Origin of the sequence: Bradyrhizobium sp. ARR65, from assembly GCF_000472385.1 — a bacterium.
Taxonomy (GTDB): domain Bacteria; phylum Pseudomonadota; class Alphaproteobacteria; order Rhizobiales; family Xanthobacteraceae; genus Bradyrhizobium.
The window spans coordinates 60,514-80,951 of sequence record NZ_AWZU01000011.1 but is presented as its reverse complement, the minus strand read 5'-3'; the positions used below and the strand labels follow the sequence as shown (position 1 = coordinate 80,951).

Genomic DNA, 20,438 nt, shown 5'->3' with positions numbered 1-20,438 from the left:
GAAACTCCGGCTTTGGGGATTGACTTCAAAACAACCGCGTTCGCGCGCATCTGTTCCAGTCGAGCGCGCCGCTCTGGCATCACGCACAGCAATGCCACGATACCAGCGTACCGCAGCTCAGAGGTGGGCAACTGCGTCCATCGTACACCTCCTGGCTACCGCACTCTCGTGCTGCCGCGGTCGATACGTCGCCCTACCGCTCATTCACACCGCGCGCCGGATCCTTCCGGCGGCTTGGGTACTTCGGCGCGCAGCCTTACGCATTCGCGTCGCGATTGACTTCGGTCTTTGCGAGCGTGGTGAGCAATTCGTCCGTCCGCTTTTCCTGCTCAAGGCTGTTGTGCAGCAGATGCTGATCTTCGCGAAATTCGAGCTGGCCGGCGAGCGCGGCTGCGGTGCCGTAGGCCGCGATTTCGTAATGCTCAAGCCTCTGCGCGGAAGCGATAATGCCCGCATCGCGAACGTAATCCTGTGTAACGATTGTGTACATCTTTTTGGTCTCGTTGATGAGCGCCTGCATGGCTTGATCCGTATGCAGTTTTGGGCTGGCTCCGTGTTTCTTCAGGATCGAGCGAAGCCGTTCGCCTTGTACAATTGTCTCCCGCTGGTGCTGCTCAAGCGCGGCTCTCAATGAGGCGTGCGACGATGCCTCGGCCATCCGGAGCAGTGCATTCTCAAGCTGCTCTTCGACACTGACCAGTTCCTGCAACTCGGCAATGTACATGTCCTTGAAATTGTCGATCTGCATAGACGTGCTCCTATGCGGCATCGGCGGCCGACGGTTCTCCCAGCTCTGAGGGTTTCCGATTGGCACAGTCCTTCGCCGGAAGCTGCAGCACTGTTGCCGTTTGGCCAACGCGGAGCATTGTAAGTAGAACGACGCTGCCGTTCTCAAATTCCAGCGCGTCGTGATGCGTGTCCCTCACTTGCTCATGGACCTTCCGGAAGCGCGCCAGTCGCGCTCCAGTGCTGCCAAACCGCATTCTCGGCAACAACTTTGCAAACGGATGATTGCAGACGACGTCCTCACTGAAAGCGAGCTCGGTTCCGGGCAACAGGCACACGGCAACTTCCGGCTCACCGACCGCGGAGAACCCACGCGTGGCAGTATTCGGGAATTCGCTCGTGACCAGCACATCCCCGGCCCTTGCCGGACGCGCTTGGACAGCATGCAGGCTGTAATCACACATTGGACGACCCTCCATTGCTTGTCATTGCTGGCCCGATTAGGTGCCGGCGAGCTTGGGATCGCTCTCGCTCGCAGCGCTCAAACACCCGCCGCCCCAGGCACAATTCCCAACAACCTGCGGAGGAGCCGGTTCCTCTCCCGTTATCAACGCCAGACAGCACCATATGAGCCTGGGTAGCCGGCGCGGGGGAGTGAGAGGTGATTCCAACAGGTGCAATGGCCGCTTGGCTTCATACCGCTCCGCTTCAAGCGCCACTTGAATCCGGACGAACCTCCGATTCATTCCAAGCTAGATGGAGATCGGCGACTGCCTGACGCCAGGCATCGCCGTTCGGTCCGCCGAAGCGACGGGCGTAGGCCGGATGAAAAGTGACGCGCACTGGATAGCTCTCGAATTGGAGCCTCGTCTTGCGCGCCGAGTGGATCGCTCGCTGCTCGCCAAACAGCCGGGCCGCTGTGCCGCCAAGGGCAATGATCACGCCCGGCCTGGAACGCCGAATGTCGGCTAGCACCGCTGCGCCATAACGGCCGACTTCCTCGGTCGTCGGGCTGCGATTGCGTGGCTTCCGGCCTTTGGAAAGCGCGATCGGGCGAAACGGAATGGCGTTCGCCAAACGCACTTGCTTGGGGTCGATCCCAGCCTGCTCTAGCATCTCGCGCAATGCCCGGCCGGCCGGACCGACAAACGGCCTGCCTCGCGCAGCTTCGTCAGCGCCGGGCGCCTCACCAACCAAATACAGCCGGGGCCGCCGGAACTGACCGTCGGGTGCAACACGACGGGGATCTAGACACTTGTTGTCGACGCTTACTCCAGTGACAGGTTTCCGCATTCGCCAGAGCCAGAATATCTCAACGTGGCCCGCCTCCATCAATCTGTCGTCGCGCCGCAGATTTCCAAGAGCCTACGGGATCCGCCTGGGTAGCCGGATTGGCTTGGAACCGGGACCCACAAACGCGTGTTCTCGAGCCATTGGATATGTGGCGCCTCGGCGCGTCGTTTGCTCCTGCGGGCGAGGAGCCCCGCGCAATGGCTGCTGATCAAGACGCATGCAGAAAACTGACATCAGGCCAATGCTTGCGACCCTTATCGACGCGCCGTTCGATGACAGGGAGTGGGTCTTCGAGACGAAGTGGGACGGCTTCCGACTGGTTGCAGAAACAGGAGGCGGAAACGGCTCTCTCTACTCGCGCAACGGCAACGACGTAACGAGGCGTTATGCCCAAGTCGCCGAAGCGCTGCAGGCCATCAAGCGCGATGCAGTGATCGACGGCGAGTTGGTGGCACTCGACGCGGAAGGCCGATCACGATTTCAGCTATTGCAAAATGCTCTTAGAGGTAAGGCACGTCTTCGATACTATGTGTTCGATCTGCTCTTCCTCGATGGGTACGACCTCCGCGGCAAGCCGCTGACCGAGCGTAAGGCGCATTTGCGCAGCATTCTGAGCCGACACCCCCTCCTCCACTACAGCGCGCATAGAAAGCAGCAAGGCAAGGCAGCTTTCGACAAGGCCCGACGTGCGGGGGAAGAAGGCATTATCGCAAAGCGTGCTGCAAGTCTCTACCATTCGGGAAAGCGCACGACAGAGTGGCTTAAAATAAAGGCCAGCCACGAACAGGAGGCCATCATCGTCGGCTTCACCGAACCGCGCGGTAGCCGCCAGTATTTTGGCTCGCTGGTGCTCGGCGTCTATGACAATGGTAAGCTTGTCTATGTTGGCCACAGCGGCGGCGGATTCTCCAGAGAGATGCTCGCAACCCTGCACGCGCGTATGATGAAGTTGAGGACAGACAAGAAGCCGTTCACGGACGCTCCGCACGAGGGCCGGACAACCTGGATCAGGCCGCGTCTGGTCTGTCAGGTCAAGTTCACCGAATGGACACGCGACGGAGAGATGCGGCAGCCGGTGTTTCTTGGCATGCGCACCGACAAGCCGGCGCGACAGGTCAAGCGAGAGCGAGCATGAGCGCGAGTTTTACGTCCTCGACAAGGGCGGAGGGCAGGCAGACAGCCGCTGCTTATCCTGGATTGGGTGCGGAGTCGGTCCCAACCTAATCTCGTCGGCCAAACGCGGCGGCGGTCATGTTCCTGCAAGAGCCTACTCACGTCCAAGCTCACCAAGCTCACCCTCCAAGCTCATCCTAAAGAAATTCAGATTCACTCACCTGTCGTTGCATCGCCTTCAAAAACTGAAGGCGTAAATGCGCCCATCTGCGCCGACATAAAGGCGGTCCTGCGTCGCGATCACCGTTTGAAAGCGTCGGAGACCGCTCAATGGCTCGCTTGCAAAAATTGGCTCGCCCGTATCGCCGCGAAACGCGTGCAGCCGATCATCGCCTTCGGCGCCAAGCACCCACACTGTCGCATTGGAGTGCCCATCGGTGGTCGTCGCAACAGGGGAGCCCCGGCCGCGGAGCGCACCGCACCACGCGGTCGTCATCATCAGCGGTGGTCCTGCTGCAATCTTCACGACTGTCAGATCGTGATCGCGGCCCGGTTGCGGGCAATGCGTTCCTGGGGTTTGAAAAGCAACAAAGACATCATCGCCGACGGCGTATGTTGCCGGTGAGGTGATGATCCATGACCGCGATACTGTTTCGGCGGCAAGCTGGCCGCCAATGCCGCCGAGATCGTTTCGATCAAGAAGATAGGCCTTGCCATCCTTTCCCAGCGCCAGGATCAGAGCACGACCGCCACCCGCGCCGGGAACGTCGAGAGGAAGCGGATTGCTGCCTCCAAGATCCGCATCGCGGGCATCGAGCGCCTTCCAATCTGACGGCGCAAAATAATCCCTCTTGTCTTCGCTGCGCCGCAGGTCGGCTCCGACCCGAAACACGCTTTCGCCGTCGCTCCAGGTCGACGCGCCGAAGGTGTTTCCGGTCGCAAAATAGATGTCGTGTCCGACGACGCTCAGTCCGCCGGGCGACCAGGTGCCACCTCCCCGCGCGCGGGTCTCGAAGCTGACGAGCTTGCCCGGATCCTGCAGCGAAATTCCAACCACCCAGCCATGATAGTTGCCGCAATCCCCGAAATGGCCGCCAAAGGCGACGTAGACTGTGCCATCGAGAAGTGTGAGCGCCGCGCGCTGATTTTGCACTCGCGGATCGAAATGCCGGCCCGACTTTTGCAGGGCGCCGGCAATATCGATCGGCCAGCCCGGAAGAACGCTGCCATCCTTTGTCGAAAGCGCGAACACCTCGTGATGCGCGCCGTTTTCCCGCTCCACGGCTGCATCGAAATAGATGGCCGCCGTCGCTGGGTCGATCACCGGAGTGCCGGTGATGCCAAGCGGATTGATGTTCCCGCATGGCAATGACGAGGCTCGCACGGGGCGCCCGACGAAGCGCCTCCATAATTCCTTGCCAGTCTTCGCATCAAAGGCCTGAACGATATTCGCCTCCGTCGCAACGAACAGAATCCCGGTGTTCGCGCCGGGAGGACGCCAGTAAAGCGGCTGGGCGTACATCGAGCCCGCAACGCGGGCGTCGAACGTGCGATCCAACTGGACCGACCTGGCTTTCTCCCACGACAATGCCGGAACGACGTACTGCCCGCTTCGGCTGTTGTCGCCGTGATGGGTCAGAATTGAGCTGCCCTGCGCGATGGCGTGCAGCGGCGAGAACGCAAGTGCAAATAGCCCCGCCATGACGGCGGCACGTGCTGTGATCGAAAAGGCGCTTCGGATGTTCATGCGCGCCCGGCAGTTCGGTCCTGCGCTGTTCCACCCTCATTGGGCGCCCGTGACAAGAGCTGCGGCGTTCCGCGCATCGAGCGCCAGCTCACTGCTTGTCAGCGAGAATTTCGGCGACCTCGTATAGATGAGGATCGATATCGTCCGTGAGCTTTCCGAACTCGCCCCAGGCCTTGCGAAATTCAGGTGACTGGTGCGCGGCCCGTAGCAGATCACGGTTTTCCCATTGAATGTAATTGACGATACGGCGCCCATCGAGGCTGCGATGCAGGCTGATCGAAATGAAACCCGGTTGACGTTGCATGAAGCGAGCACGCTCGGCCATGAGCGACAACGCTTCGGCCTGCTTTTCGGGTTCAGCTTCGATGATGGTGATCTGGGTGACTGGCTGCTTGTCGGTTTGGATCTGCGGCATGGCGATCTCCTTTCGCGCCTTATCGATCGATCTCCCCAAACACGATGTCCAGCGAACCGATGATTGCCGAGACGTCGGCCAGCAAGTGCCCGCGACTGAGCAAGTCCATCGCCTGCAGATGTGCGAACGACGGCGCGCGGATCTTGCACCTGTAGGGCTGGTTCGTGCCATCGGAGACCAGATAGACGCCGAACTCACCTTTAGGAGCCTCGACCGCCACATAGACCTCGCCGGCTGGCACGTGAAAGCCTTCCGTGTAAAGTTTGAAATGGTGGATCAAGGCTTCCATCGAGCGTTTCATCTCGCCGCGCCGCGGGGGGAAGATCTTGTTGTCCTGCACCGCGACCGGACCCTGCCCGTCAGGAGCACGGAGCTTGGCGATGCACTGTCTCATGATGCGCACCGACTGCCGCATTTCTTCCATGCGGACGAGATAGCGGTCGTAACAGTCACCGTTCTTGCCGGTCGGAATGTCGAACTCCATTTCCGGATAGCATTCATAGGGCTGCGCCTTGCGCAGGTCCCAGGCCGCGCCGGAGCCGCGCACCATCACGCCGGAAAAGCCCCACTCCCAGGCCTGCTTCAGCGTCACCCTGCCGACATCGACGTTCCGCTGCTTGAAAATGCGGTTGGCCGTGAGCAGCCGATCCAGATCGTCGACCACGCGCAGGAAGGGATCACAAAAGGCTTCGATGTCGTCAATCAGTTTCGGGGTTAGATCTTGACGCACGCCGCCTACGCGGAAGTAATTTGCGTGCATGCGCGCGCCGGACGCGCGTTCGTAGAACACCATCAGCTTCTCGCGCTCCTCGAATCCCCACAGCGGCGGGGTGAGCGCGCCGACATCCATCGCCTGGGTCGTAATGTTGAGAAGATGCGAAAGCAGGCGTCCAATTTCACAATAGAGCACGCGGATCAATTGACCCCGTCGCGGAACTTCGATGCCGAGCAGCTTTTCCACTGCGAGGCAGAACGCATGCTCCTGATTCATCGGCGCGACATAGTCGAGCCGGTCGAAATACCCGATCGATTGCAAATAGGTCTTGTGTTCGATCAGTTTTTCGGTGCCGCGATGAAGCAGGCCGATGTGAGGATCGACGCGCCGGACAACCTCGCCGTCAAGTTCCAGGACAAGACGAAGCACCCCGTGGGCAGCAGGATGCTGGGGACCGAAATTGATGGTGAAATTGCGAAGCCCGGCTTCCTGCATGGCGAGTTCTCGGTCACGACGCTGGCGGCCAGTCGTTTGCCGCTGGACGCGCGAAAACCCCATTTTCGGCAGCTATCCGATGCCACTCCCGCTAGAAGGACAGCAGAGCTGCTGTTTAATCCCATCCGAGGGGGCCGCCGGACGTCAAACGCCGCTCAAGCTTTGGTTGTTCCTAATGCTGTCGTGACTACGCGCGCAATGCTCGCGGCGGAGAGATAAATGGCCTCGGCTCGGGCCTGCGTCGCTTGGACCACCTGGCGGGGAACGTGCAGGCACTGGCCCCGTTGAGCTGGTGTTCGCATGTCAATCGAGGAAGCCACCGAGCTCCTTTGAAAGCTTCGCGTGGCGGCACGCATAGGAGACGAACCATGAAGATCAGTGAGGTGATGACACGCGACGCGAAACTTGCAAGTCCAAACGACACGCTGCAGCACGCGGCCAAGTTGATGAAGGCTTGCGATTGCGGCGTACTGCCGGTGGCCGAGGGTGACCGGCTCGTGGGCATGATCACCGACCGCGACATTGCAGTGCGGTGCATTGCGGAGGGCAAGGGCCCCGACGCCAAGGTTCGCGATGCGATGACGCAAGACGTGAAATATTGCTTCGAGGACGAGGACGTATCTCGCGTCTGTGCCAATATGAGCGAGATCCAGGTGCGACGGTTGCCTGTCATGAACCGGAACAAGCGCCTCGTCGGCATCGTCTCACTCGGCGATTTGGCGCGCCAGTCGCCAGCCACCGGGCGGGCGCTGCATGGCATTACGAAGCCGAGTCAGCAGCACAACCAGAGTTCCGCCGCCTAGCGGGCGGCACATCACTCGTTCCTCTGCCGGCGGACCGTGCGAAGCTATGATCCGGCTACGGGCCGGTGGGATAACCTGCCGCGGACGCAATGCGCACACCCGGCTTCGCCGCAGGAGTCGGCGGAGCCTTCCAGTCAGACGAAATGCCGGACGTAAACACCAAGACTGCCGTTCACGAAATGCTGCAAGTCGAACGTTGACCCCGCCATGGAAGCTTGTCCATGCGCGTGAATTGCGACGAGGCGCAGTTGAGTATGGGCTGCACAGGGAGATGTCCGTGATCCGAGATATGTTGATCGCTGGTCTCTTGGCGCTTATCGGGCCGGTCGGCCTCCCCGCGTCTTCTTCAGCCCTCGCGCAGGAGACACCGGCGCCTCTCGCGGCCCGTACCGGACTGCCGGCCAATTTCGATCAGGTCTTTGATCATCGCTTTGCCGAGGCCAACGGCGTGCGACTGCATTACGTGATTGGCGGCCCGCCGGGTGGCGATTTGGTTGTGCTTCTACATGGGTGGCCGCAGACCTGGTACACGTGGCGGCGCGTCATGCCCGCTCTCGCGGACGCGGGCTATCGAGTCGTCGCGGTGGACTACCGCGGCGCCGGCGAATCGGAGAAGCCGCCTGGCGGTTACGACAAGGCGACAATGGCGGCGGATGTCCGCGCACTCGCGCAACAATTGGGCGGACGAAGGGTCAACCTCGTCGGGCGCGATATCGGAGTGATGGTCGCCTACGCCTATGCGGCGCAGTGGCCGGATGAGGTCGCAAGGCTGGCGATGCTCGATGTACCGCTGCCAGGCACGCGGGTATGGGACGAACTGATCCATAAGCCCGACCCGGACATTTGGCACTTTGGCCTGCATCAGCAACGCGATGTCGCTGAGATGCTCGTCGCAGGACGCGAATACCCGTACATTTCCGATTTCTACAAAAAGCGGCTTGCCGCACCCATTGCCGATGAAGATCTCGCGGTTTATGCGCAGGCCTATGCGGCGCCGGGCGGCCTGCGCGCAGGCTTTGAGCTCTATCGCGCCTTTCCGGAAGACGAGGTTCGATTCAAGGAATTCCTGAAGCGGAAGCTCAAGATGCCGGTCCTGGCGCTCGCCGGTGAGCGCAGCAACGGCGCCAAGGAAATCGCGATGGCCAAGGATGTGGCTGATGACGTGCGCGGTGATGTTGCTCCTGAAACGGGACATTGGCTTCCGGACGAGAATCCGGGATTTGTTTCTAGCCGGCTTCTCGACTTTTTCGCCGAGACCGGGAGCGGATCGCGATGAAGATTTCCATGCCGTGGATACAACTCGCAAGCGGCGGCTCCGCGACACCGGGGTCACTCAGGCGAAGGCACGCAGCGACGGATACGATCGTGCTGCGGCGGGCGAACAGAATGTGGAGCCCGTCCCGCCTTGCGGTGGTCCTGAGGCCGGCAAGAATTGGTTCGAAATGATGCTGCCACCTCAATCGGACGGGGGTAGATGCACTCGCCCGAGCTCCGAACCGGCTTTGGTCGCTCCGCACAGGTTTCTGCCTAGAAGATGGCGGCTGAGAAACTCGACCTCGTCGGCAACTACGGCCTCGTGGGCCGGCCCGTCGTAGATGTCGAAATGATCGATACCTGGATAAATGCGGACCTCGCCTCTAGGGGCCCTTCGTGCTGCGTCAATTGCGGGCCCAGGTTTGGCAACCTGATCGTCCGCGGCGACGCAAACCAGCCAGGGGCAGTGAAGCGAGGCGGCATGTTGGATCGGGCTATAAGGCGGCCCCAGCAACCAAGCCGCTGAGCAGCGATTACGCCATCGCGATTCCTCGCCGATTGCGACGACACGACGCCAACCGATCTCGGCTCCAGGCGCGCTAATGAACGCCGCCTCATCCGGCTGACCCACGGCAGGCAAATAGCGACCTTCGGCTGCTGCGGCCTTCACCTCCTCCACGACCTGCTGAGGTTTGCTGTAGGACTGGGTGTCCCTGTCGAGCATCGGAACCTGGCTGATAGCCGCGGCCACCCTGGGATCCGCCGCCGCTGCGGCAAGCGCGTGGCCTCCGCCCGACGAGGAGCCGAACGCCGCGACACGTCCGGCATCGACGTCGGGCAGAGAGCGAGCAAGTGCGATGGCAGCATGCCAGTCTTCCAACTGGCGAGAAGGTTCGTATAGGTCCGGCTCGCCCGTGCTGTCGCCGAAGCCTCGATAATCGAACACAAGCGCCACGATCCCGGCGGCAGCAAACCGTCCGGCGAACGCGCCAAGACGGTCTCGGCGTGTACCGGTCAATCCATGGGCCATTACGACAATAGGTCTCGCGCCTTTATCGGCCCCCGCCGGGTACAACCACGCTGCGCATGTATCACTGCCCGAGGGGAACGTTAGTTCTTTGCGACTCATGCTCATTGGGTGTGTCTCTCAGAATGGGTCCGCTGATCTTCATGTCACGCAACCTCAGGAGCGCTCAGAGGCGTGGAACGCTCACACCGAACACCTGCTATTCGCACTAAACATTGGCCGCCTCCAACTCGTTCCTTGACGGGTCTGCCCAACCCGGGCCCCTCCATTCCCTGGAAAGGCCGACGCATCATCATGCGCGATCATGCGCGCCGTCGCGCACGATGAAACCCGGCCCATCATTGGAAACCTTCCTCAATCGCAGGCGTTCGCCAAAGTCGTCCCACGAAATCAATCGAGGTTCACTGCAATTGACGGAGGCGCTCATGGACGACGAAGATCCCAAGACCCACAAGGTCGATACCGAATATGCGAGCGCCGTCGGGCTCGGAGCAAAGTAGCATGATGGAGAGGCGCAATGGACGAAAGCACACTGCCGAGGACTCTAGTGACAGCGGGGTCGACGCCGATTGAGCGAATGTACTTTGCTTGGAACGACGCGCTCTCGCACAATGACGCGGACGCGCTGCTGGCGCTTTATGCAGAAGACGCCTGGTTCGAGAGCCCACTCGTGCCGCACCTTCTGGGAATCGATCGGGGCTATCTGCGCGGTCATAAGGAGATTCGACCGCTGTTCGACATTCTCGCGATTCGGAAGCCTCCGGTACGGCAGTATTACCGCACGGGCTATCTCACCGATGGCAAGCGGCTGATCTGGGAATACCCGCGAGATGCTGGCAAAGGCGAGCAGATGGATTTCGTCGAAGCGATGGACCTCAACGACGACGGCTTGATCCAGCGCCATTGCGTCTATTGGGGTTGGTTCGGCTTCCGCGTTCTCCAACGCAACGAGTATCACCGCGGCCAAAACGAATAGCGAAACGCAAGGTACTGCGTCGTCCCAGCTTGGGTACCGTTCTTCGTCCCTTGAATTTCGTTGCCATCGGCGGCCGGGCCGGAAAGTGCGATGTCGCCAATCAACCGAGACTGTTCGCGCCCCATGTCTTGGCTCTCGACATGGCCAGCGTCACCTACGGGACCTGTCTCGCCGCAGGTTCTGAAATTCTTCGGGTCCCTGCATCAGCTTTCCTTTCCGGTTCGCCCTGACCTCGGACGTGGCACCCACGTCACCTAGCCGGTCGATCACATCTGAAGCCAGCTCCCGTGCGCGGTCTCGAGAACTCTTGCGCTCTCGCTTGGTAGCGGCACGCCGAGGCTGCGCAAGAAGGTTGTCCAGCGCGATCTCCGCCAGCCGGCGAATGGCTTCTGATCGGTTTGGCCCGTCCTTTTGGCTGCGCGCCCATGCATCGACCTTTTCGAGAAGGTCATCCGTCAATCGAACGACCCTTACCCTACGTGCCGCGGTAGGATGGCGTGGGGACTTCCGCGGGGTCATTCTCGAACTGCGCATGTTGGACATTCCCAGATTCGGTGGGCCGTGAGCTACCAGGCCAACACAAGTACGACGAACTCCAGGATCAAGTGGACGTCGCCCGCACCTAGATACTAAGAATTCGAAAGTGCAAAGACTTGGAGGCACTCCGCTTGCGACTGGAGTCACGAAGGCACCCCGGACTCAGCAGATCATTTACTCTTGCTCCTACCTGTATTCTTTGCGATTGACTCGCGTGACAATCGTTCAGCCCTTAGGCGCCCGAGGTTTTCGCGTAATGCATTCTGATCGCGCTCATACTCCGAGAGCGCCTTCTTGCTTTCCGGCTGTTTAAAGACTCTTTGGGCTTCACGCTCAGCCGCAGACAGTCTCCTCCATTGTGAGTTCATCTCGGACTCCTTTTCACACATATTGCCGTTCGCGCCTCGGCAGGCTGTTTCCCTGTGGACGAACTCAGTGACGGTGCTCCACTCTTGGAAACAATTCCGAAGCCCGGACGGTTCCGCGGAGCGACTGCTCGCGCTGCAGCGCCGTCTCCTTTTAGGGCTAGCTCGCGAAATCGATACTGCGCAGGATAATACCCGGAGGAGTCCCTTCGAACTCCTTCGCGAGGAATTTGCGAGCCGCGCGCTCTTCAATCTGCTCGCGAAGCCTCATGAATTTGTGCCTCGCGCTGGCTCGGGCTGGTCCGCGCGACACTTTCCAGATCATCCATGGCGGAGGTCGAGACTGCGCACGGTATCTCCCTTCGGCCATCGTGCATTGAAAACAGCATGACCATGCGAGCGAATTCGTAACCGACGAAGCGACCTCGTGTGAGTGTCACCTGCGGGCAACTGCCGATCGATGCCCCTGATCTGGAATGGATGTTTGAAAGTAACGACTTCCCGCCGACAGCGGATGGTCATGAGTGGCTGCCTTTTGGAACCAACGCAGCTCCGACGAACACTCTCTATATTAGCGGACCATGCGCTCTTTCGGCTCGGTTGGCTACCCTTTTCTCGCGGTATGATGTCGCGGCACGAACTAGCCCTTCTCCTGCAGCGCGCCTTTTTGGGGCTACCTGCACCGTTTTTAGTCCTCGCTATTCATAGAACGGGAGCGTAGGGTTAATGCATCACCGTCCTTTTCCACGGCATCTACCGGTGACTGAGGGTAACGAACGCTCCCGCCGAAGAAGAAGGAGCGTGCGTTGCCTCAGTTTCGTTTTGCCGAGTGGATTGTGCGCACCTGAACGCACCTCACCTTTCCGGCTCGGACGAAATTCGGTGATCACGATCTTAGCCACAGCTAGATGACGCCTCTGTCACAATAAAAAAGGAGATCGACATGGCCAAAGGTCAGCAAAGGGGCAATCGGGAGGCCAAAAAGCCGAAAAAAGAGAAGATCAAGATAATCGCCGCCGCGCCAAGTCGAAAGGCCACAACATGGGAGCCGACACTTGCTGCCAGCAAGAAGAAGTAGGCATCGGGCGATCATCCGATGTGTTGACGCAAGCTCATTTCATCGTGTCCGCAAAGGCGGCTCCGCGACGGCGAGCACATCGCCCATTGCGGCATCGGCATAATCATGGGCTCGCTCTAGCGTGGTTTGGCGTATGAAGGACATCACGAAGGAAGCAATTGATCTTGCGGCCGCGCGTCATCTTGCGGGTGGCTTCAATTTCCCGGCCTACACGCCGCATAAGATCGCCCACGAGCTGATGCGCTGGGATGAGGAATTCAAAGACGCCGATTACACAGAGCTCGTCGTGGCGGTAACGCTTTGGCAGAGCAGCTCGCGTGACTAGGCGAGAGCGCTGCAAACCGCCACTCCAGCCGACAGCTCGCGTATGACCGATGTACTGAATGGCGGTGTTGCCCGTTCAAGCTGGGCGGGCCGGCGTTGCCTTTGAAGATATTCAGGAGCCGACGAAAGCTCGTCGGCGAATGCAGAACAACGACGTTCAGATGTCAGGCGTCGGGAGTAGATCATGAAGTTGAACGAAGCCCAGATAAGCAAGACTCTGGCTCAATTTCGAGCACAGGTGCTTGCTGAGGATCACCCGGCAGTCGCGCAGTTCTGCGAAATGTTCGGGCATCACACCTTCTTCCTCGATGACAGGGGACTCCACGTGTTGGAGCTGCTCGAGGTTCCTGGAATGGAAGCTCAGGAGGGAGAGATAGTGAGCCTTGCTGATTGGAGCGATGCGGATTTTAGGAAGCTGACCACGCACCAGCCGGAACCGACAGGTGTCGTCATTAGCTTGAAAGAGGTTCAACACTGAGACGGCGACTGCTTCGGTTCTACAGCGTGCCGCCTAAACCAGCTTGATCGATACGCAGGAGGTGCACGCCACGCGAACACGTCTTTGGGGATCGAGTCGCCGGAGAGCTGTCATCTGGGTTGCGGTCCGGCTGATGCCCATCGCTGCGACCGACACTTGAGCAGCAGCTCCCGTATCCACAGCATTGGTGTCGTGGCTCCGCCTCTGGAGGTGGCGATCGATTCAGCAGCTACGAGTGAACCCCCATTCGCTCAAACGCGGCGATCAACTGATCCGCATCGAAGGGCTTCATAAGAATTTGAAGCCGCGCCACAGGCGTGAAGCGTTGCCGTAGCTTATCGTCGGTATAGCCAGTAGTCAGGACGATGGGGATGTCTGGCCGAAGGGCCCGAAGCTCCCCAACCAATCCATCGCCATGCCGTCGGGAAGCCCGAGATCCACGACGGCGGCCGCGAGCTCGTGGAGCGTACTTCTCGCCTTCAGGACAGCTTCCTCGAAGTTTGTTGCGGCTTCGGTGACGAAGCCCCTCTCCGAGAGCATATCCGTGAGCAGCAGGCTCAAGAGGAATTCGTCTTCGACGACGAGGATGCGACGAGCGGGGGCGTTTCACTGGTTTAACAGATCGCGCACCCTGCCGCCAAGCTCCGCCGGGGAAAACGGCTTGCTGAGCAGCTTGGTGCCAGCCTCGAGGCGGCCCTCGTGCGAACGTCGCCGGCGTAGCCCGCCGTGATGAGAACCTTCGACCCGGCGCGATGTGCACGCGCGATGGCGGCCGAAACGACTGACGCAAAAACTCATTTTCGGAGGCGTTTCAATTGGATCACCCCTGTCCAGCCCACGCACGAAAAATATTCTTCTTTCGTTTTTTCAGAAATTGATATCTTATATCCGCGTCCCGCCTCGCATGAGGGGCGTATCGCGATCGTCACGAAACGTCGGGTGCGGGATGCGGTGGGCGCGTCGGGTTGCAGCATGATGCTTCATGCGGACGAACAACGCGATGCGCACGGTCAAATCGTGTGGTCCTGGCATCCCGGTGCTGATGCCGTGCGACGAGGCTTACGCCTCGCGCAGTCGGGGGCAAGAAAGCCGGTCCCCGGGGAGAGCGCGTATACGCCGTCAAACCATCGCGCGGGGAATGCCGGGATGTCTCGGCTGAACCTGTGGTGACTGCCGCCTGCTTTTCTTACTGCAGGCGGGCCATGGGTGCGGCCAGCGCCCGGCATTCCCTGCGCCCTCTTCCGAGGGCGCCCCAATCTTCAGAACTCGGACGCGAAACGCGCCGCGAGATGGGGGTTTCATGCCAGACGGACGCGGTGTCGCAACCCCACAGGCAATTTCCAAGAACTGATGATTTTAGGACCAAACGCGGGACCTTTGGTGCGCTCGGAGGGACTCGAACCCCCACGATGTTACTCACTGCCACCTCAAGGCAGCGCGTCTACCAGTTCCGCCACGAGCGCGCTTGGGAATGCCGGCGAAGGCGCCGGATCAACGGCGCCGATGTAACAAATCGACCCCGGCGGGACAAGGCCTGACGGGTGTCCAAACCCAAGGTTTTGCGATGGCTTTTTGGGATTTTACCGGGTCCCTGGGGATTTCGGCAGCATCTGCTTGACCTCAACCGCGATGCGGTTGCGGTCGACCAGCACGACCCCGCTGGCAACGGGCAGATTATTGGCGAGCACCTTGACCTCATCCGCCTCGGTGGCGTCCAGTTCGATGATGGCGCCGCGCGACAGCCGGAGGACTTGGTGGATGGGCATGGTGGAAGTCCCCAGGACGACCATGAGGTCGACGGTGACTTTATCGAGAGTTGACACTTTTGAACCGCCGAAACCGGGACTAGATGGCTACCTGGAAGACATCACCACGTTATGGTTAGCCAATGGTTAATGGCCGCGAAAACCTCGATTTGACGCCCTTTGCGGGGCCGGCCGGCAATGCGGTGGAATGGCGGATTTCGGATTCGCTCATCCCCTACCTGGACGCGGTCGCGGCCATGGAGGCGCGCGCGGCAGCCATCGCGGCCCAAGAGGCGCCCGAGCTGGTGTGGCTCTTGGAGCACCCTCCACTCTATACGTCCGGCACCTCCGGGAACTCCGGCGACCTCCTGGAGGCCCGCTTTCCCCTGTTCGCGACCGGGCGCGGCGGCCAAGTGACCTATCACGGTCCGGGCCAGCGGGTCGCCTATGTCATGCTGGACCTGAAGCGGCGTCGGCCGGACATACGCGCCTATGTCGCCAGTCTGGAGGAATGGATCATCCGCACCCTCGCGGCCTTCAATGTCCGCGGCGAGCGGCGTGAGGAGCGCGTCGGCGTCTGGGTGAAGCGGCCGGACAAGGGCCCTGGCTTCGAGGACAAGATCGCCGCCATCGGCGTGCGGCTCAAGCGCTGGGTCTCCTTCCACGGGATCGCGCTCAACGTCGAGCCGGACCTTTCGCATTTCTCCGCCATTGTGCCCTGCGGCGTCGTCGACCCGCGCTATGGCGTCACCTCACTGGTCGATCTCGGTCATCTCGTCACCATGGCAGATGTCGACATCGCGCTGCGGCAGGCCTTTGAGGAGATTTTCGGCGCCACAAAGGCCCGCTTGGCGGAAGCGACCGCTTGAGAGCTCAAGCCGCCGCCTGGTCCGGCGCCACCTCGAGCTTGCGCGCGATATAGCGCCGCTCCTGGCTCAGGCCGCCAAAGCCATAGGCGTCCGCCTTCACCTCATCCACGTGAGCATAGCTCTCGTGGTGCAGCGGCCCGAGCAACTCGCCCATGCGCTGATGGATCGCGGCGAGATAGGCCGCCTTCTCGTCCTTGGTGTTGGTGCCATCGACGACATGCACGTCGAGCCAGTAGCTCGCGAGCTTCGCTTCCGCCAGCGACCTGCCGCCGGCGAACCAATCCGCGGCATCGACCGCCTTGACGATGACGGCAGTCACCTTGGGGTCCTTGCGCAGGATCTTTGCAGTGAGCTCGTTCACCGCGGACGCGATTTCAGTCTTCAGTTGCGGCCGCTCACGAGCGGTCGAATATGTGACGGTGATCAGGGGCATGATCGTTCTCCTTTGTCTTTGGCGCGAGGCTTTCGCCTCGCCCGGGAGAAATAGACCTGCACCCATCATTTTGGTATCTTATCTCGATGGATAACAATGATAACCATTCATAATGACAAACATCCTCGACATCGCGACCGTCCAGGCCTTCCTGCTGGTTGCGGAATTGCAGAGTTTTACCCGCGCGGCCGAAGTGCTCGGCACGACGCAGGCCGCAGTCAGCCTGAAGCTGCAACGGCTCGAGGCGACGCTAGGCAAGCGGCTGGTCGAACGCTCGCCGCGCGCGGTGCGCTTGACCGCGGATGGGAGCGCCTTTGTTGCGCATGCCCGCGCTCTCATGGACGCGCACGAGCGCGCCCTCTCCGCACCCGCTGTCCTGACGCAACACTTGACGCTTGGAATCAGCGATCATGCCGCCGGTGGCGAGCTCGTGCCGCTGCTCGAGCGGCTGCATGCGTCGTCCTCGCAGCTCGTGCTGTCGGTGACGATCGGCTTCTCCCGCGAACTGCTCGACGCTTACGATCGTGGCGAGCTCGATGCGGTGGTCGTGCGGCAGGAAGGCAGCCGGCGCGGCGGTGAGAAATTGACGGAAGATGAGTTCGGCTGGTTCGCCTCGTCCCGCTTTGCCTGGCGTGGCGGCGAGCCGTTGCGGCTTGCCGTGCTGGCGCCGCCCTGCGGCGTGCGTGCAACCGCGCTGCGCGCACTGGAGAAGGCGGGCACCGCCTGGAAAGAAGCGTTTGTCGGCGGCGGCGTGGCGGCCGTGGTCGCGGCCGCGCTGGCCGGATTGGCGGTGGCGCCGCTCGCCCGGCGCATCGCGCCGGCCGCTCTGCGCGACATCGGCCCCGCGCACGGCCTGCCGCAGCTTGGCAGATCGAAGGTAATGTTGCACTCCAAGGTGAGCGAGCCTGCCAAGCTTGCCGCGTTGCGAACGCTGGCGGCCACCTTCCGCAGCGTCGCCAAATCCGCCTAGCCAGAGGCAAAACGAACCAAATGCAAATGGATGCCCTGACCCTGTTCGGCCTGTTCGCCGTCACCCTGATGCTCGTGTGCTACGCGCTGGAAGCGCGCAGTGTGTGGTATATCCTTGCCTTTGCGGGCGCCTGCGCGCTCGGCTCTGCCTATGGCTTCCTGCAGGGCGCTTGGCCCTTCGGCCTGGTGGAGGCTGTCTGGGCCGTGGTTGCCTTCCGCCGCTGGCTTCAGGTTCGTGCGTTGGCTGGCTGAGTGGACAGCGACCCGAATTCAGGGGAAAAGGGCCGTGCCGCGGAACAAAGTTCGGGCGCATGCGTTTGCCCGCGTCAAGGCGGGGTCCTGATGGTTCAAAAGGTCAAGCAACAGAGGGACTTGTTCGAGAGCGAACGCAGTTTCCGTCTTCTCGTCGAGGGCGTTGCCGATTACGCACTCTATATGCTGGATCCGAACGGGATCATCACCAGTTGGAACATCGGCGGCCAGCGCATCAAGGGCTACTTCCCCGAAGAGATCGTAGGCCAGCATTTCTCCCGCTTCTACACCGAGACCGACCGCGCCAACGGCAAGCCCGCCCGGGCGCTTCGCATCGCGCGGGAACAGGGCCGCTACGAGGACGAAGGCTGGCGCGTCCGCAAGGACGGCACCTTCTTCTGGGCGAGCGTGGTCATCGATCCGATCTATGAGGATGGCGAGCTTATCGGCTACGCCAAGATCACCCGCGACGTCACCGAGCGGCGCGAAGCCCAACTCAAGCTCGAGCAGATGCAGAAGCAGCTTGCCGAGTCGCAGAAGCTCGATGCGCTGGGGCAACTGACCGGGGGCGTCGCGCACGACTTCAACAATCTCCTGATGATCATCAGCGGCAGCCTGCATGCGCTCAAACGGGGCGCCGGCAACGACCCCAAAATGCAGCGCGCCGTCGCGGCGATCGAGAACGCGACCAAGCGCGGCGCCGCCTTGACCGGTCAGCTGCTAACCTTCGCCCGCCGCCAGAGCGTCAATCCCGAGCCAGTCAATCTGGCCGAAAGAATCGAGGCCATTCGCGAGGTGCTGGACACCGGCGTCGGCAGCGCCGTGCGCCTCGTCTTCGAGATGACGCCGGATATCTGGCCGGTGACGGTTGACATCGCGGAGTTCGAGACCGCGCTGGTCAACCTCGTGATCAATGCGCGCGACGCCATGCCCGTGGGCGGCACGATCACAATATTTGCGCACAACGAGACGATCAACGAAGGACCGAATGCGGGCGACTTCGTCGCGGTCGGCGTCAAGGACACGGGCCAGGGCATCGCGCCCGATATTCTCGGCAAAATCTTCGATCCATTCTTCACGACCAAGCCCGTTGGCAAGGGAACGGGATTGGGTCTGTCGCAGGTCCATGGCTTCGCGCATCAGGCTGGCGGCACTGTCAGGGTGGAAAGCGAGCTCGGCAAGGGCGCCAAGCTGACCATCCTGTTGCCGCGGCAGCATGTGGAGCACCGGCCGGACCAGGGCGAAGCCGTCGAGCTCGGCGGATGCGGTACTGTGCTTCTGGTGGAAGACAATCCGGACGTCGCTTCCGTGAGCCGCCATTTGCTGGAGCAACTCGGCTACAGGGTCCTCCGGGTTGCGGACGCCGACGCCGCGCTGCGCGAGATCGAGCGCCAGGACATTGATCTCGTGTTTTCCGATATCGTCATGCCCGGCAAGCTCGATGGCCTTGGGCTTGCGCGCCGCCTGAGGGAGAGTCGTCCCGGCCTGCCGGTGCTGCTGGCCACCGGCTATAGCGAGGCGGCCGGCGACGTCCGCGGCGATTTTCCGATCCTGCGCAAGCCCTATGAAATCCACCAGCTCAGCCGGGCGATCGCCGGCCTGCGGCGCTAGACTAATCAAACGGTCGGAAGCACCGAAAAGCTCTCGCCCGGCCGGCGCAGATTGAGCTGGTGAGGCTCGGCAGGCTCGTTGAGCACGGCGCTGACATAGGCCGAAGGTGGCCCCTGCTGGCACAACCTCACCAACTCGGCAACCGTAGGCGCGGCGCCTGCGAACAGCGCCTCCACGCTGCCATCGCGGCGATTGCGTACCCAGCCCTCGAGCCCGGCAGCCTGCGCCTGGTACTCGACCCAGGCGCGGTATCCGACGCCCTGTACTCTGCCTTGAATCCGCACCAAGAGGATCGCGTGGGTCATCGCCTGAGCCCGAGAAAATCCGCGGCACGCGCTTTCGTCGCCGCATCGCGCGTGACTTGGTTGGAGAGATCCGAAGAAGCAAGACCCTTTAGCTGCTTTGGCGAGATTCCTTCACGCAGCGCCTTAAGCGTCTCGAAAACCGCTTGCGTTGCGGCGGCAATGGGCGCATGGCCCTGCAGCGCGATCCGCACGCGCAGGGAGGCCAGATAACCGAGATCGTTCATCTCGTCCGGCGCCCCGCCAAGCACGATCGGGAGCCGTGTTGCGGCGGAGAGCGCTTCGAGCTCCGTAGTGCGCTTGATACCGGTGAAGAACAGCGCGTCGACACCCGTCGCCTCATAGGCCTTCGCGCGTGCGATCGCATCCTCAAGCGAGGTGATCGATGTAGCGCCGGTACGGCCGATGATGACGAGCGAGGGATCGCCGCGGCCGTCGAGCGCCGCCTTCATCTTGCCGACGCCCTCTTCCAGCGAAATCAGCCGCGTCTTCGCTTCGCCGAACGCCTGCGGCAGCAGCGTGTCTTCGATGGTGAGGCCACCCGCACCGGCCACCTCCAATTCCTGCACGGTACGGCGGACATTGAGCGCATTGCCATAGCCGTGGTCGGCATCGACCAGGACCGGCAACTGAGCTGCACGCGACATCCGCCGCATCTGTTCGGTAAGCTCGGTCAGCGTGATCAGCGCGATGTCGGGATCGCCGAGCACCGCGAGCGAAGCCACCGAGCCGCCGAACATGCCGACGTCGAATCCGAGATCCTCCGCAATGCGGATCGAGATCGCATCATAGACCGAGCCCGGACGGATGCAGGACGATCCCGCAAGCACCGACCGCAATTTCTCTCTGCGCTGACGGAACGTCATGAAGGTCTCTTCAGGTCACCAACAGTGGCAGTTTGGCTCACCGTC

At 61.4% G+C, this 20,438-nt stretch carries 22 protein-coding genes, 1 tRNA gene and 1 pseudogene; 11 read left to right on the top strand and 13 right to left on the bottom strand.

Going from position 1 to position 20,438, the window contains the following annotated elements:
• Positions 1-256 precede the first annotated feature (256 nt).
• Together F758_RS0114875 and F758_RS0114865 are read right to left on the bottom strand one after the other, a co-directional pair.
• The gene (locus F758_RS0114875) at positions 257-748 is read right to left on the bottom strand and encodes a YciE/YciF ferroxidase family protein (protein ID WP_024508591.1); all 492 of its coding nucleotides are present in this window, start codon (positions 746-748) and stop codon (positions 257-259) included.
• A 686-nt stretch (positions 749-1,434) separates the two neighbouring features.
• Entirely contained in the window at positions 1,435-2,058 is a 624-nt protein-coding gene (locus F758_RS0114865) for a uracil-DNA glycosylase (RefSeq protein ID WP_084305395.1), read from the bottom strand.
• 178 nt (positions 2,059-2,236) lie between these two features.
• Here F758_RS0114865 and ligD point away from each other — a divergent pair, with 178 nt between their 5' ends.
• Positions 2,237-3,154, top strand: coding sequence for a non-homologous end-joining DNA ligase (gene ligD / locus F758_RS44010; protein ID WP_035722032.1), 918 nt, complete (start codon positions 2,237-2,239; stop codon positions 3,152-3,154).
• A gap of 216 nt (positions 3,155-3,370) precedes the next feature.
• Here the strand turns inward: ligD and F758_RS44005 are convergent, their stop codons facing one another.
• The 3 genes from F758_RS44005 to F758_RS0114845 all read right to left on the bottom strand — a co-directional run bounded on the left by F758_RS44005 (position 3,371) and on the right by F758_RS0114845 (position 6,504).
• The gene (locus F758_RS44005) at positions 3,371-4,879 is read right to left on the bottom strand and encodes an outer membrane protein assembly factor BamB family protein (protein WP_157450022.1); all 1,509 of its coding nucleotides are present in this window, start codon (positions 4,877-4,879) and stop codon (positions 3,371-3,373) included.
• Positions 4,880-4,967: 88 nt separating this feature from the next.
• Positions 4,968-5,294 carry an antibiotic biosynthesis monooxygenase family protein gene (locus tag F758_RS0114850; protein WP_024508587.1) on the bottom strand — a complete coding sequence of 109 codons (327 nt, stop codon included), beginning with the start codon at positions 5,292-5,294 and terminating at the stop codon, positions 4,968-4,970.
• Between the two features lie 19 nt (positions 5,295-5,313).
• Entirely contained in the window at positions 5,314-6,504 is a 1,191-nt protein-coding gene (locus tag F758_RS0114845; RefSeq protein WP_024508586.1) for an NADH-quinone oxidoreductase subunit D, read from the bottom strand.
• 368 nt (positions 6,505-6,872) lie between these two features.
• On the opposite strand from F758_RS0114845, the gene F758_RS0114840 reads away from it, so the two are divergent.
• Together F758_RS0114840 and F758_RS0114835 are read left to right on the top strand one after the other, a co-directional pair.
• A complete protein-coding gene (locus tag F758_RS0114840; RefSeq protein ID WP_024508585.1) occupies positions 6,873-7,307 on the top strand; it encodes a CBS domain-containing protein in 435 nt (144 codons plus the stop codon).
• A 271-nt stretch (positions 7,308-7,578) separates the two neighbouring features.
• Positions 7,579-8,583, top strand: coding sequence for an alpha/beta fold hydrolase (locus tag F758_RS0114835; RefSeq protein WP_024508584.1), 1,005 nt, complete (start codon positions 7,579-7,581; stop codon positions 8,581-8,583).
• Between the two features lie 180 nt (positions 8,584-8,763).
• Here the strand turns inward: F758_RS0114835 and F758_RS0114830 are convergent, their stop codons facing one another.
• Positions 8,764-9,690: an alpha/beta hydrolase gene (locus F758_RS0114830; RefSeq protein WP_024508583.1), complete on the bottom strand. Its 927-nt coding sequence runs from the start codon at positions 9,688-9,690 to the stop codon at positions 8,764-8,766.
• Between the two features lie 415 nt (positions 9,691-10,105).
• Here F758_RS0114830 and F758_RS0114815 point away from each other — a divergent pair, with 415 nt between their 5' ends.
• Positions 10,106-10,564, top strand: a complete 459-nt coding sequence (locus F758_RS0114815; RefSeq protein ID WP_024508582.1) for a nuclear transport factor 2 family protein — start codon at positions 10,106-10,108, stop codon at positions 10,562-10,564.
• 1,062 nt (positions 10,565-11,626) lie between these two features.
• Here F758_RS0114815 and F758_RS44000 read toward each other — a convergent pair.
• Positions 11,627-11,906: pseudogene (locus tag F758_RS44000) on the bottom strand (DUF1488 family protein).
• Positions 11,907-12,409: 503 nt separating this feature from the next.
• On the opposite strand from F758_RS44000, the gene F758_RS52785 reads away from it, so the two are divergent.
• The 3 genes from F758_RS52785 to F758_RS0114790 all read left to right on the top strand — a co-directional run bounded on the left by F758_RS52785 (position 12,410) and on the right by F758_RS0114790 (position 13,346).
• Positions 12,410-12,544: a hypothetical protein gene (locus F758_RS52785; RefSeq protein ID WP_283805861.1), complete on the top strand. Its 135-nt coding sequence runs from the start codon at positions 12,410-12,412 to the stop codon at positions 12,542-12,544.
• A gap of 133 nt (positions 12,545-12,677) precedes the next feature.
• Entirely contained in the window at positions 12,678-12,869 is a 192-nt protein-coding gene (locus tag F758_RS0114795; RefSeq protein WP_024508580.1) for a hypothetical protein, read from the top strand.
• Between the two features lie 183 nt (positions 12,870-13,052).
• Positions 13,053-13,346: a hypothetical protein gene (locus F758_RS0114790; RefSeq protein WP_024508579.1), complete on the top strand. Its 294-nt coding sequence runs from the start codon at positions 13,053-13,055 to the stop codon at positions 13,344-13,346.
• A 357-nt stretch (positions 13,347-13,703) separates the two neighbouring features.
• Here F758_RS0114790 and F758_RS50840 read toward each other — a convergent pair whose 3' ends face one another.
• From F758_RS50840 to F758_RS0114775, 3 genes are all read right to left on the bottom strand, one after another.
• Positions 13,704-13,907 carry a response regulator gene (locus tag F758_RS50840; protein WP_024508578.1) on the bottom strand — a complete coding sequence of 68 codons (204 nt, stop codon included), beginning with the start codon at positions 13,905-13,907 and terminating at the stop codon, positions 13,704-13,706.
• An 817-nt stretch (positions 13,908-14,724) separates the two neighbouring features.
• A tRNA-Leu gene (locus F758_RS0114780) sits at positions 14,725-14,809 on the bottom strand.
• Between the two features lie 117 nt (positions 14,810-14,926).
• A complete protein-coding gene (locus F758_RS0114775) occupies positions 14,927-15,169 on the bottom strand; it encodes a FliM/FliN family flagellar motor switch protein (protein ID WP_024508577.1) in 243 nt (80 codons plus the stop codon).
• Between the two features lie 65 nt (positions 15,170-15,234).
• Here F758_RS0114775 and lipB point away from each other — a divergent pair, with 65 nt between their 5' ends.
• Positions 15,235-15,960, top strand: coding sequence for a lipoyl(octanoyl) transferase LipB (gene lipB / locus F758_RS0114770; protein WP_024508576.1), 726 nt, complete (start codon positions 15,235-15,237; stop codon positions 15,958-15,960).
• A 4-nt stretch (positions 15,961-15,964) separates the two neighbouring features.
• Here the strand turns inward: lipB and F758_RS0114765 are convergent, their stop codons facing one another.
• Complete coding sequence (locus tag F758_RS0114765; protein WP_024508575.1) at positions 15,965-16,393, bottom strand: tautomerase family protein; 429 nt, start codon at positions 16,391-16,393, stop codon at positions 15,965-15,967.
• 112 nt (positions 16,394-16,505) lie between these two features.
• Here F758_RS0114765 and F758_RS0114760 point away from each other — a divergent pair, with 112 nt between their 5' ends.
• From F758_RS0114760 to F758_RS0114750, 3 genes are all read left to right on the top strand, one after another.
• Positions 16,506-17,363 carry a LysR family transcriptional regulator gene (locus F758_RS0114760; protein WP_024508574.1) on the top strand — a complete coding sequence of 286 codons (858 nt, stop codon included), beginning with the start codon at positions 16,506-16,508 and terminating at the stop codon, positions 17,361-17,363.
• 26 nt (positions 17,364-17,389) lie between these two features.
• The gene (locus F758_RS0114755; RefSeq protein ID WP_024508573.1) at positions 17,390-17,614 is read left to right on the top strand and encodes a hypothetical protein; all 225 of its coding nucleotides are present in this window, start codon (positions 17,390-17,392) and stop codon (positions 17,612-17,614) included.
• A 90-nt stretch (positions 17,615-17,704) separates the two neighbouring features.
• Positions 17,705-19,225, top strand: coding sequence for a PAS domain-containing hybrid sensor histidine kinase/response regulator family protein (locus F758_RS0114750; RefSeq protein WP_024508572.1), 1,521 nt, complete (start codon positions 17,705-17,707; stop codon positions 19,223-19,225).
• A gap of 5 nt (positions 19,226-19,230) precedes the next feature.
• Here the strand turns inward: F758_RS0114750 and F758_RS0114745 are convergent, their stop codons facing one another.
• Together F758_RS0114745 and F758_RS0114740 are read right to left on the bottom strand one after the other, a co-directional pair.
• The gene (locus tag F758_RS0114745) at positions 19,231-19,530 is read right to left on the bottom strand and encodes an acylphosphatase (protein WP_024508571.1); all 300 of its coding nucleotides are present in this window, start codon (positions 19,528-19,530) and stop codon (positions 19,231-19,233) included.
• Positions 19,527-20,393 carry an isocitrate lyase/PEP mutase family protein gene (locus tag F758_RS0114740; protein ID WP_024508570.1) on the bottom strand — a complete coding sequence of 289 codons (867 nt, stop codon included), beginning with the start codon at positions 20,391-20,393 and terminating at the stop codon, positions 19,527-19,529. The genes F758_RS0114745 and F758_RS0114740 overlap by 4 nt, the downstream gene beginning before the upstream one ends.
• Between the last annotated feature and the right edge of the window lie 45 nt (positions 20,394-20,438).

Excerpts from the sequence above, each read along its gene's own strand:
- F758_RS0114875 (WP_024508591.1), bottom strand. The coding sequence starts at position 748 with ATGCAGATCGACAATTTCAAGGACATGTACATTGCCGAGTTGCAGGAA.
- F758_RS0114865 (WP_084305395.1), bottom strand. The coding sequence starts at position 2,058 with ATGGAGGCGGGCCACGTTGAGATATTCTGGCTCTGGCGAATGCGGAAA.
- ligD (WP_035722032.1), top strand. The coding sequence starts at position 2,237 with ATGCAGAAAACTGACATCAGGCCAATGCTTGCGACCCTTATCGACGCG.
- F758_RS44005 (WP_157450022.1), bottom strand. The coding sequence starts at position 4,879 with ATGAACATCCGAAGCGCCTTTTCGATCACAGCACGTGCCGCCGTCATG.
- F758_RS0114850 (WP_024508587.1), bottom strand. The coding sequence starts at position 5,294 with ATGCCGCAGATCCAAACCGACAAGCAGCCAGTCACCCAGATCACCATC.
- F758_RS0114845 (WP_024508586.1), bottom strand. The coding sequence starts at position 6,504 with ATGCAGGAAGCCGGGCTTCGCAATTTCACCATCAATTTCGGTCCCCAG.
- F758_RS0114840 (WP_024508585.1), top strand. The coding sequence starts at position 6,873 with ATGAAGATCAGTGAGGTGATGACACGCGACGCGAAACTTGCAAGTCCA.
- F758_RS0114835 (WP_024508584.1), top strand. The coding sequence starts at position 7,579 with ATGTCCGTGATCCGAGATATGTTGATCGCTGGTCTCTTGGCGCTTATC.
- F758_RS0114830 (WP_024508583.1), bottom strand. The coding sequence starts at position 9,690 with ATGAGTCGCAAAGAACTAACGTTCCCCTCGGGCAGTGATACATGCGCA.
- F758_RS0114815 (WP_024508582.1), top strand. The coding sequence starts at position 10,106 with ATGGACGAAAGCACACTGCCGAGGACTCTAGTGACAGCGGGGTCGACG.
- F758_RS52785 (WP_283805861.1), top strand. The coding sequence starts at position 12,410 with ATGGCCAAAGGTCAGCAAAGGGGCAATCGGGAGGCCAAAAAGCCGAAA.
- F758_RS0114795 (WP_024508580.1), top strand. The coding sequence starts at position 12,678 with ATGAAGGACATCACGAAGGAAGCAATTGATCTTGCGGCCGCGCGTCAT.
- F758_RS0114790 (WP_024508579.1), top strand. The coding sequence starts at position 13,053 with ATGAAGTTGAACGAAGCCCAGATAAGCAAGACTCTGGCTCAATTTCGA.
- lipB (WP_024508576.1), top strand. The coding sequence starts at position 15,235 with ATGGTTAATGGCCGCGAAAACCTCGATTTGACGCCCTTTGCGGGGCCG.
- F758_RS0114765 (WP_024508575.1), bottom strand. The coding sequence starts at position 16,393 with ATGCCCCTGATCACCGTCACATATTCGACCGCTCGTGAGCGGCCGCAA.
- F758_RS0114760 (WP_024508574.1), top strand. The coding sequence starts at position 16,506 with ATGACAAACATCCTCGACATCGCGACCGTCCAGGCCTTCCTGCTGGTT.
- F758_RS0114755 (WP_024508573.1), top strand. The coding sequence starts at position 17,390 with ATGGATGCCCTGACCCTGTTCGGCCTGTTCGCCGTCACCCTGATGCTC.
- F758_RS0114750 (WP_024508572.1), top strand. The coding sequence starts at position 17,705 with ATGGTTCAAAAGGTCAAGCAACAGAGGGACTTGTTCGAGAGCGAACGC.
- F758_RS0114745 (WP_024508571.1), bottom strand. The coding sequence starts at position 19,530 with ATGACCCACGCGATCCTCTTGGTGCGGATTCAAGGCAGAGTACAGGGC.
- F758_RS0114740 (WP_024508570.1), bottom strand. The coding sequence starts at position 20,393 with ATGACGTTCCGTCAGCGCAGAGAGAAATTGCGGTCGGTGCTTGCGGGA.